Here is an 8,024-nt window from a genome sequence, read left to right as displayed (position 1 = left end):
ACTTGGCACACTATTGAGTTCTCAAACAACAGACACTAACCAGCACCACCAGCAACCACACAGGCCACCAGATCGCTCCGGAGCAACTTTTCAAAGTTACCCGATCAACCGAAACTTCGCAAACCAGCGTTACCGCGATTCCCGAACCGATCATCGGCCCCACCCGATAACTGACACGCTCGAAAGCGCACCGTTTTTCAGGCCGTTATCAAAGGGGGTTTGCCACCCGCGGTACCCAGCTTCACGCTGTCTCCCTCGCGGCGACTCAGAAAACATTACACGCCAACCAGCCCCCACACAAATCCACCCCAACACCACACAAAAACCCCGAAAACACACCGCAAACCAGACCACCAACCCGACAAAAAACCCACAAACAACCAAAACCGACCCTCGTGAAGCCCATCACAGCCCACCAAGAAGGGAGCGTCCGGCGGAAACGGCGATTCGGTGAGAGAGCATCCGGCGGAAACGGCGGTTCCGTGAGAGAGCGTCCGGCGGAAACGGCGATTCGGTGAGAGAGCATCCGGCGGAAAGGGCGATTCGGTGAGAGAGCGTCCGGAAGGGGAGGCGGCGATTGGGCGGGAAGGCAGGCACGCCACGGCGCGCTAAGCACCAAGCCAACGGCGCGCTAAGCACCAAGCAACGGCGCGTTAAACACCAAAAAGGCCGGCAACCATGACGGTTACCGGCCTCTTTAGAGAGCTAGGTGCTTACCAGGAAGACTTGGTGATACCCGGCAGCTCACCCTTGTGAGCCATGTCGCGGAAGCGAACGCGGGAGATACCGAACTTCTGGAAGGTGCCGCGGGGACGGCCGTCGATCTGGTCGCGGTTACGCAGACGGATCGGGGAGGCGTTGCGGGGCAGCTTCTGCAGGCCGAGGCGTGCAGCTTCGCGGGCTTCGTCAGACGCGTTGGGGTCAACCAGGGTCTTCTTCAGCTCGAGGCGCTTGGCAGCGTAGCGCTCTACGATGACCTTGCGCTGCTCGTTGCGAGCAATCTTGGACTTCTTAGCCATGTGTTTAGCGCTCCTCTCGGAATTCGACGTGCTGGCGAATCTTGGGGTCGTACTTCTTCAGGACCAGGCGGTCCGGGTCGTTACGACGGTTCTTGCGCGTAACGTAGGTGTAGCCCGTGCCCGCAGTGGACTTGAGCTTGATGATGGGACGTACGTCCTTGTCCTTTGCCATTAGAGCTTCACTCCTCGTGCCAGGATCTCGGCGACGACCGCGTCGATGCCTCGTGCGTCAATTACCTTGATGCCCTTGGCCGACAGCGTCAGGGTGACGTTGCGGCGCAGGGACGGAACCCAGTAACGCTTCTTCTGAATGTTCGGATCGAACCGGCGCTTGTTGCGGCGGTGCGAGTGCGAAATGCTGTGTCCAAAGCCCGGCTCGGCTCCGGTCACTTGGCAGTGTGCTGCCATGACTCTCCTCCAAAAAATTTGATGTAACGGCGTGCAGGATCTTCCTGCAGTACCGTGCGACAGGCAGCGTCCGCGTCCAGTCCACATCCATCCGCAATGACGCGGCAAGAGAAGGTTTCAGAACAGGGCAGTGGAAACCACTGCAGCAGATCCTGGGATACTGGGCGAATACAGGGATGCACGCAACTTGAGCCCCTAACTACCGGCCCACGGGATGCTGGTTCAAACCAACATGTACCGCCAACCGGAGCAATTGCACACGCTCCGCACTACCTATCGCCTAACTATTCTACGGGTACGGCCAAATTAAGACCAATCAGGAATCATAAGCCCACTCAAGCCCTTTCACAGCAGATCGAAAGGATGCGCGGCGAGTCTTGATTCATGACATCGCTACTGACGCCCCGAGCTACTGCGGGAGAACCCGTGGAAGAACCACCGGCCCCGGCCCCGCGGGCCGTACCAGCCGCCGTCGAGCGCTTTAATCCACAGGCCCGACGACGGCTGGCGAGGAGGGATGTCCTGGGCGTCCTCGCGTGGTTGTCGCCGGTGTCGGCGGTGGCCTTGTGGCTCGCCGACGGCGGCGCGACGGGCTTCACCACCCTCGCCGGAGCAGCGACGAACCTGGGCATCGTGGCGGGTCTGGTGGGCATGGACCTGGTGCTGCTCATGCTCCTGCTGGCGGCGCGGATCCCGTTCATCGATAACACCATCGGGCACGACCGCGCACTCGAGGTCCATAAGAAGCTGGGCAAGCCGGCGTCGTACCTTCTGCTCGCCCACGGACTCCTGATCGCGGTCGGCTACGGCATGGCCGAGGGGCTGGACCCCATCAGTGAATCAGTATCGCTCTGGGTCAACGTGCCGGACATGTGGCTGGCGTTTGTCGCCATGGCCTTGTTCATCGCCGTCGTGGTGACGTCACTTGTGGCCGTCAGGCGAAAGTTTCCTTATGAGTTCTGGTACGCCATCCATCTGCTCACCTACGCAGCCGTGGCGACGGCGATCCCGCACCAGTTCAGCGTCGGCGGCCTTTTTGTCGAAGGCACGTGGCAGCGGTGGTACTGGATGGTCTTCTGCATCGCGACAGGCGTGGCCCTCGCGTCCTACCGCGTGGTCCAGCCCATCATCGCAACCTTCAGGCACCAGCTCACGGTCAGCCGCGTGGTCCGGGTGGCCCCGGATGTGTTCAGCATCGAGATGAGTGGATTGCATCTGGAGCGTTTGTCCGGTTCCGGTGGGAGGTTCTTCTTCTGGCGGTTCCTGGCCCCCGGGTATTGGTGGGAAGCCCACCCGTTCAGCCTGTCCGCCGAGCCTGTACCGGGAGCGCCGGGCCAAGCAGGGAAACTGCGCGTCACGGTCCGGAACCTCGGAGACGGTTCGGCCAAACTGGCCCGCCTCCGTCCCGGCACCAAAGTGGCCGTCGAGGGACCATACGGAATGTTCAGCACAGCTGCCCGCGCCCGCAACCACGTGGTGATGATCGGCGCCGGAATTGGCATCACACCGTTGCGTTCCTTGCTCGAATCCACGCCGTTCCAGCCCGGCAAGGCCACTGTCCTGCTCCGGGGGCATGACGACTCCGAGCTCTTCCTGGGCCAGGAAATCATGGCCTTGTGCCAGGCCCGCGGCGTCACGCTCATCCACCTGACCGGTCCCCGATCGGCCGGCACCCACCGCTGGCTGCCGCAGTCGGCGGTCCAGTCGGGATTCAACCTCACGTCCTACGCGCCGGGAATCGCCAACGCCGATGTGTACGTCTGCGGCCCTGCAGCGTGGTCGGAAGCAGTGATCCGCGATGTCACAGCTGCCGGCGTTCCGGCAGAACAGCTCCACTACGAAAGGTTCGACTGGTGAGACTTCGAGCAGCAATGGCCACCGCGGTTGCTTCCGCGGGAATCCTCCTGGCGGGTTGGCAGTCCGGAGCGCACGTGGCCGACACCGGCACGGCTACCACCACGAGCCTCAGCAGCAGTGCCACGGCAGGCGGCACCGGCACGGCAGGCGGCACCAGTTCCGGTGGCACCACCGGCGGAAGTACGACGGCGGCAACTTACGACGGCGCGGCGGTCCAGACCCGCTTCGGTACAGTCCAGGTCCAGGTGACCATCCAAGGCGGAAAGATCACCGAGGTCACCGCGCTCCAGCTGACCGATGCCGAAAGGAAGTCCGCCCAGATCAGCAGCCGGGCCGCTCCTGTGCTGCGCTCGGAAGTCCTCCAGGCGCAATCGGCCTCCGTTCAGACCGTGGGCGGCGCAACAGTAACCAGCGACGCCTACCTCACGTCCCTCCAGGCGGCCCTCGATGCAGCCCACTTCTAACGGACAGCAGCTCCGGGCCCGCACGTTCCGCAGCATGGGCACCGTGGTGAGCCTGACGGTGGCGAGCGGAAACTACGCCCAAACGGCCGTCGACGAACTCGAATCCGCCGTCGACGTCGTTGGGACCATCTTTGCCGAACTGGACCTGACGTTCAGCCTGTACCGGGAGGGCTCCGAAGCCAGCCGCCTGGCCCGCGGCGAACTGACCCTTCCGTACGCCTCCGAGTCCATGCAGGCGAGTTATGCCGAGGCGACGGAATGGCGATTGGCCACTCAAGGCGCCTTCACTGCGGAACGGCCCGACGGAATCCTGGACCTGTCCGGGATCGTCAAGGCCCAAGCCATGCGCGAAGCTGCCCTCACCTTGGCTGCCCTTGGCCTGCATGATTGGTGCCTCAATGCCGGCGGGGACGTCATTGTGAGCGGTTCTCCGGGATCGGGGCAACCGTGGCTGGCCGGGATTGTTGATCCGATGGACCGGCAGGCAATGTTAGGCGCCTATCCCCTCGGACCGGGGAGCAAAGCAGGTTTGAGTGCCGTGGCAACGTCCGGATCAGCGGAACGCGGGGAACACATTTGGGCTGTGGGCACTGCGCCACCGGAGTTCCTCCAAGTGACAGTGGCGGCAGAGGAGATCGTCGCGGCCGACGTGCTGGCAACGGCAATCGTGGCCGGCGGCACGCGGATGCTGGATCTCGCCGTCGACAAGTGGGGCGTGGAGGTTTTGGCCGTCCGCAAAGAAAACACGCTGATGGCAACGCCCGGGTTCCGCAGCGCCGCCTAGGACGGCTACAGCGGCCGGACCAACTCCGGAAACTTGGGGTTCAGTCCATCCCCGGAGGACGTGCCCCGCACGCGGCGGACCACCCAGGGAACTGCGAACTCCCGCACCCACTTGGCGTTTTCCCGCACAGCCTCGGAGCGGCTCAGGAGGCGCTCCGGTGCCATCTCCGGAATCTCGATCACGTGCTCGTGCTCCAAAACCTCCAGCACGCGCTTGGCCATGTTCAGATGCCCGGCGGTGGACATGTGCATGCGGTCGGTGTCCCACATGCGCCAATCGTCGTATTCATCGAAGCGCCAGTAGTCCACCAACAAAGCCCCGTGGTGCTCTGCGATTTCGCGGACCAGTTCGTTGTAGATCGCAGTCCGGCCACGCATGGTGCTGAAGACCTTGGAACCCTGGGCGTCGAAACCGGTAAAAAGGACCACCGTTGCGCCCGTCGCGCTTAACTTGGCGATGCCGGCGTCGTAATCCTGCAGCAGCGAGTCAATATCGATCTTGGGCCGCAGGATGTCGTTCGCACCCGCGTACAGGGTCACCAGAGTGGGTTTGAGTTCGACGGCGGCATCCACCTGTTCGGCCATGATCTGCCGCAGTTTCCTGCCGCGGATGGCCAGGTTGGCGTAACCGAAGCCTTCATTGCTGCGTGCAAGCTGCCCGGCCACGATGTCAGCCCAACCGCGGACCCCGTTGGGGCGGGTGGCATCGGCGTCGCCGACACCCTCCGTGAACGAATCCCCCAAGGCAACATAGCGCGCAGAAAATTCCATGCCGCCAGTCTGCCACCCTCGCACTGTGGCCTACAAAGTCCCTAGGCCTGCGCGTCCCGGAGGATCCAGTGGTTGTTGTCCAGCCGCGCCACGATCTTCTCGCCGATGCGGGCCAAATCGGCAACGTCTTCCGTGCTGAGGGAGTCCATCATGAGCGTACGCACCGACTCCACGTGGGCCGGCGCGAGCGACACAATGGTGTTCATGCCTGCCTCGGTCAGGTGGGCCACGGTGACGCGGGCATCTCGGGGGTGTGCTTGCCGCTCCACCCATCCACGTTTCTGGAGTTTGGTGACCACGTGCGACAAGCGTGAAAGGGATGCGCTGGTGCGGGCCGCCAGCTCGCTCATCGGCAGGAAACGTCCCTCGGTTTCGGACAGCATCGCGAGCACGTTGTAATCGAACAGTGACAGTTTCCCGGCCGATTGAAGCTGCGTATCCAGTGCTGCGGGAAGCAAAGTATTGATGCTTAGCAGGGCCAACCAGGCACGGCGTTCGTCAGCGTTCAGCCAGCGGGGTTCAGTCATGGGTCCATCTTAGGAGAATCCCCGGTTTCATCAGTGTTTGACCGCCCAAACGGTAGGCTGGCCACATGTTCGTAGTCTCCCTGACCTACAAAGTTCCCGACGAAATCGTCGACTTCCACAGGCCCGGTCACATGGCCTGGCTTAAGGACGCGTTCGACGCCGGTGTGTTCCTTGCGTCCGGACGTCGCGTTCCGGCCATCGGCGGAGTCCTGCTCTCCAATGCGGACCGGATCACCTTGGATGAGTCACTGTCCAAGGATCCCTTCTACAGCAACGGTGTAGCCGACTTCGAAATCATCGAGTTCACAGCCACCAGCGTCGCCGACGGCTACGAAAACCTGCTGGATTCCTGAGGCCGTGCCTTCGCAGTACCCAGTTTCTCCGGGAGCACCACTGGCATGAGTTCCGGCCACCGCGCGCCCAGGCGGTCGCCGCTGGACACTCCACGGACCCTGCGCGAAAGCCAGGGCCCGACGTCGCGCTTAAGCCAGGAAACGTCGTCGGCGATGTTTTCCGTAAACGTCCGCGACCGCGGCGGCGGGAAAGCCGGCGACGTCAGGTTGTGCGGCGCACCGAGGACTTCCAGCACTTTCTTGGCCATGTAGCAATGGCCGGACCGGGACATGTGCAGGCGGTCGGGAGACCACATGCGCGGATCCTGGAACTTCTCGAAGCACCAATAGTCCACCAGCAGCGTCCCGTACGCGGCGGCGATGCGGCGGATGTGCCTGTTGTAGATGTCCGTGCGCAGCTTCAGCGGTTCGAGCAACGGTGAGAGCGGCACGTTGTACCCGGTGAAGAGCACCACCGTGGCGCCACTGGCTTTGATGCGCCTTACTGCCTGTTCGTAGTCCTGCATGAGCCGGGCCAGGTTCAGGCGGGCCATCAGGAGATCGTTGCCGCCGGCGTAGAACGTGACCACTGTTGGCTGCATGGCCAGGGCCGGTTCGATTTGTTCATCGATGATCCGCTGGAGACGGCGGCCCCGAATGGCCAGGTTGGAGTAGCGGGTGCCAGGATCGTGGCGCGCGAGCTCTTCCGCCACCCTGTCCGCCCAACCGCGGCAATTGTTGGGCAAACGGAGATCGTTGTCCCCCACTCCTTCCGTGAAGGAATCGCCCAGGGCCACGAACTTTACGGGCTGCTTCACGTGTTGGCCTCTTCCATGAGTTTCTTGAGCCCACCCTTCCGGGGAACCTTGACGGGCTGCGGCCACCGCGGGCTCAGGGAATCCCCCAGCGTGACGCCACGCAGCTTGCGTCCGAACAGCGGCAGCACCCAGTCGTTGACCCAGCGGCGTTGCTTGCGTTCCCACTCGCGCAGGCCCATCCGGGTGGGCGGATCCCATTCCTTGGGCGAAATTTTGTGCGGCACGTTCAGTTGGTCCAGGACGCGCGCGGCCAAGTACTTGTGACCGGCCTTGGACATGTGCAACCGGTCCGCTGCCCACATGCGGGGATCGTGGTAGGCGTCGAAGCACCAATAGTCCACCAGGACCGCACCGTATTTCTCCGCGACATCGCGGACCCTCTGGTTGTACTGGGTGTTGCGCTTCTTGAACGGTTCCAGGACAGCGGAGACTTTGACGTCGTAGCCGGTAAAGAGCACCAGGGTGGCACCGGTCCCGGCGAGCCTGGCGACGAAGAGTTCGTAATCGTTCAGCAGGGCTTCCATGTCCGTGCCGAAATCCAGGATGTCGTTGCCGCCGGCATAAAGAGTGATGAGCGTGGGCTCCATGGCCAGCGCCGGTTCAAGCTGCTCATCGATGATCTGTCGGAGACGCTTGCTGCGCACGGCGAGGTTGGCGTACTCCCAGCCCCGCTCAGCCTTGGCCAGCTTTTCAGCGACCCGGTCAGCCCAGCCGCGCACACCGTTGGGCAGCACGGCGCTCCGGTCGCCAACGCCCTCGGTGAACGAGTCCCCCAAGGCGACATACCGCCGTCGTACGTTCTCCCCAGCCGTGAAATCACCCCGCACGCCGCCGACGCTACCGGCCCCCGGTTAAGCCCCGGCCAACCCCACATGAACCAACGCTCTCTCACCGACCACCCCCTAAACCCCAATGCTCTCTCACCGACCACCCCTTAAACCCCCAACGCTGGGTCTGTCCGATATACGGTGTGTGGGTTCCGGCGGTTTTCATTAGTTGGTGGTTCTTTCGAACCGTCCGGCGAACGTGATGGCGAACGCGTTGA

At 63.0% G+C, this 8,024-nt stretch carries 11 protein-coding genes; 4 read left to right on the top strand and 7 right to left on the bottom strand.

All coding sequences use genetic code 11. The features are described from left to right. Positions 1 to 713: 713 nt before the first annotated feature. Genes rpsN through rpmB form a run of 3 tightly spaced genes read right to left on the bottom strand, consistent with a single transcriptional unit; the run spans position 714 to position 1,427 of the window. On the bottom strand, positions 714 to 1,019 hold the full coding sequence (gene rpsN, locus ACIQTZ_RS23895; protein ID WP_021474711.1) for a 30S ribosomal protein S14: 306 nt from the start codon (positions 1,017 to 1,019) through the stop codon (positions 714 to 716). Between the two features lie 4 nt (positions 1,020 to 1,023). Next, positions 1,024 to 1,191: a 50S ribosomal protein L33 gene (rpmG, locus tag ACIQTZ_RS23890; RefSeq protein WP_003798558.1), complete on the bottom strand. Its 168-nt coding sequence runs from the start codon at positions 1,189 to 1,191 to the stop codon at positions 1,024 to 1,026. Next, positions 1,191 to 1,427 carry a 50S ribosomal protein L28 gene (rpmB, locus tag ACIQTZ_RS23885; RefSeq protein ID WP_387435675.1) on the bottom strand — a complete coding sequence of 79 codons (237 nt, stop codon included), beginning with the start codon at positions 1,425 to 1,427 and terminating at the stop codon, positions 1,191 to 1,193. The genes rpmG and rpmB overlap by 1 nt, the downstream gene beginning before the upstream one ends. A gap of 384 nt (positions 1,428 to 1,811) precedes the next feature. Here rpmB and ACIQTZ_RS23880 point away from each other — a divergent pair, with 384 nt between their 5' ends. From ACIQTZ_RS23880 to ACIQTZ_RS23870, 3 genes are read left to right on the top strand one after another with little or no spacing between them, the layout of a single operon-like run. Continuing rightward, a complete protein-coding gene (locus ACIQTZ_RS23880) occupies positions 1,812 to 3,284 on the top strand; it encodes a ferric reductase-like transmembrane domain-containing protein (protein ID WP_402984813.1) in 1,473 nt (490 codons plus the stop codon). After that, the gene (locus tag ACIQTZ_RS23875) at positions 3,281 to 3,748 is read left to right on the top strand and encodes an FMN-binding protein (protein ID WP_402984810.1); all 468 of its coding nucleotides are present in this window, start codon (positions 3,281 to 3,283) and stop codon (positions 3,746 to 3,748) included. Before ACIQTZ_RS23880 ends, ACIQTZ_RS23875 begins: the two co-directional genes overlap by 4 nt. Further along, complete coding sequence (locus tag ACIQTZ_RS23870; protein ID WP_402984807.1) at positions 3,732 to 4,532, top strand: FAD:protein FMN transferase; 801 nt, start codon at positions 3,732 to 3,734, stop codon at positions 4,530 to 4,532. The genes ACIQTZ_RS23875 and ACIQTZ_RS23870 overlap by 17 nt, the downstream gene beginning before the upstream one ends. A 5-nt stretch (positions 4,533 to 4,537) precedes the next feature. Here ACIQTZ_RS23870 and ACIQTZ_RS23865 read toward each other — a convergent pair whose 3' ends face one another. After that, positions 4,538 to 5,302 (bottom strand): SGNH/GDSL hydrolase family protein, encoded by a 765-nt coding sequence (locus ACIQTZ_RS23865; protein WP_400337858.1) that lies wholly within the window; start codon positions 5,300 to 5,302, stop codon positions 4,538 to 4,540. 41 nt (positions 5,303 to 5,343) lie between these two features. Then, positions 5,344 to 5,829 (bottom strand): MarR family winged helix-turn-helix transcriptional regulator, encoded by a 486-nt coding sequence (locus ACIQTZ_RS23860; protein ID WP_400337856.1) that lies wholly within the window; start codon positions 5,827 to 5,829, stop codon positions 5,344 to 5,346. 65 nt (positions 5,830 to 5,894) lie between these two features. On the opposite strand from ACIQTZ_RS23860, the gene ACIQTZ_RS23855 reads away from it, so the two are divergent. Next, complete coding sequence (locus ACIQTZ_RS23855) at positions 5,895 to 6,182, top strand: YciI family protein (RefSeq protein WP_402951732.1); 288 nt, start codon at positions 5,895 to 5,897, stop codon at positions 6,180 to 6,182. On the opposite strand, the gene ACIQTZ_RS23850 is transcribed toward ACIQTZ_RS23855, so the two are convergent. Further along, positions 6,158 to 6,979: an SGNH/GDSL hydrolase family protein gene (locus tag ACIQTZ_RS23850; protein ID WP_402984805.1), complete on the bottom strand. Its 822-nt coding sequence runs from the start codon at positions 6,977 to 6,979 to the stop codon at positions 6,158 to 6,160. The two genes, ACIQTZ_RS23855 and ACIQTZ_RS23850, sit on opposite strands and share 25 nt — an antisense overlap. Further along, the gene (locus tag ACIQTZ_RS23845) at positions 6,976 to 7,806 is read right to left on the bottom strand and encodes an SGNH/GDSL hydrolase family protein (protein WP_402984802.1); all 831 of its coding nucleotides are present in this window, start codon (positions 7,804 to 7,806) and stop codon (positions 6,976 to 6,978) included. Before ACIQTZ_RS23845 ends, ACIQTZ_RS23850 begins: the two co-directional genes overlap by 4 nt. Between the last annotated feature and the right edge of the window lie 218 nt (positions 7,807 to 8,024).

It is taken from the genome of Paenarthrobacter sp. NPDC090520, assembly GCF_044769205.1.
In the GTDB taxonomy this organism is placed as follows: Bacteria; Actinomycetota; Actinomycetes; order Actinomycetales; family Micrococcaceae; genus Arthrobacter.
The sequence above is the reverse complement of the archived record's forward strand: the minus strand, read 5'-3'. Positions and strand labels throughout refer to the sequence as shown.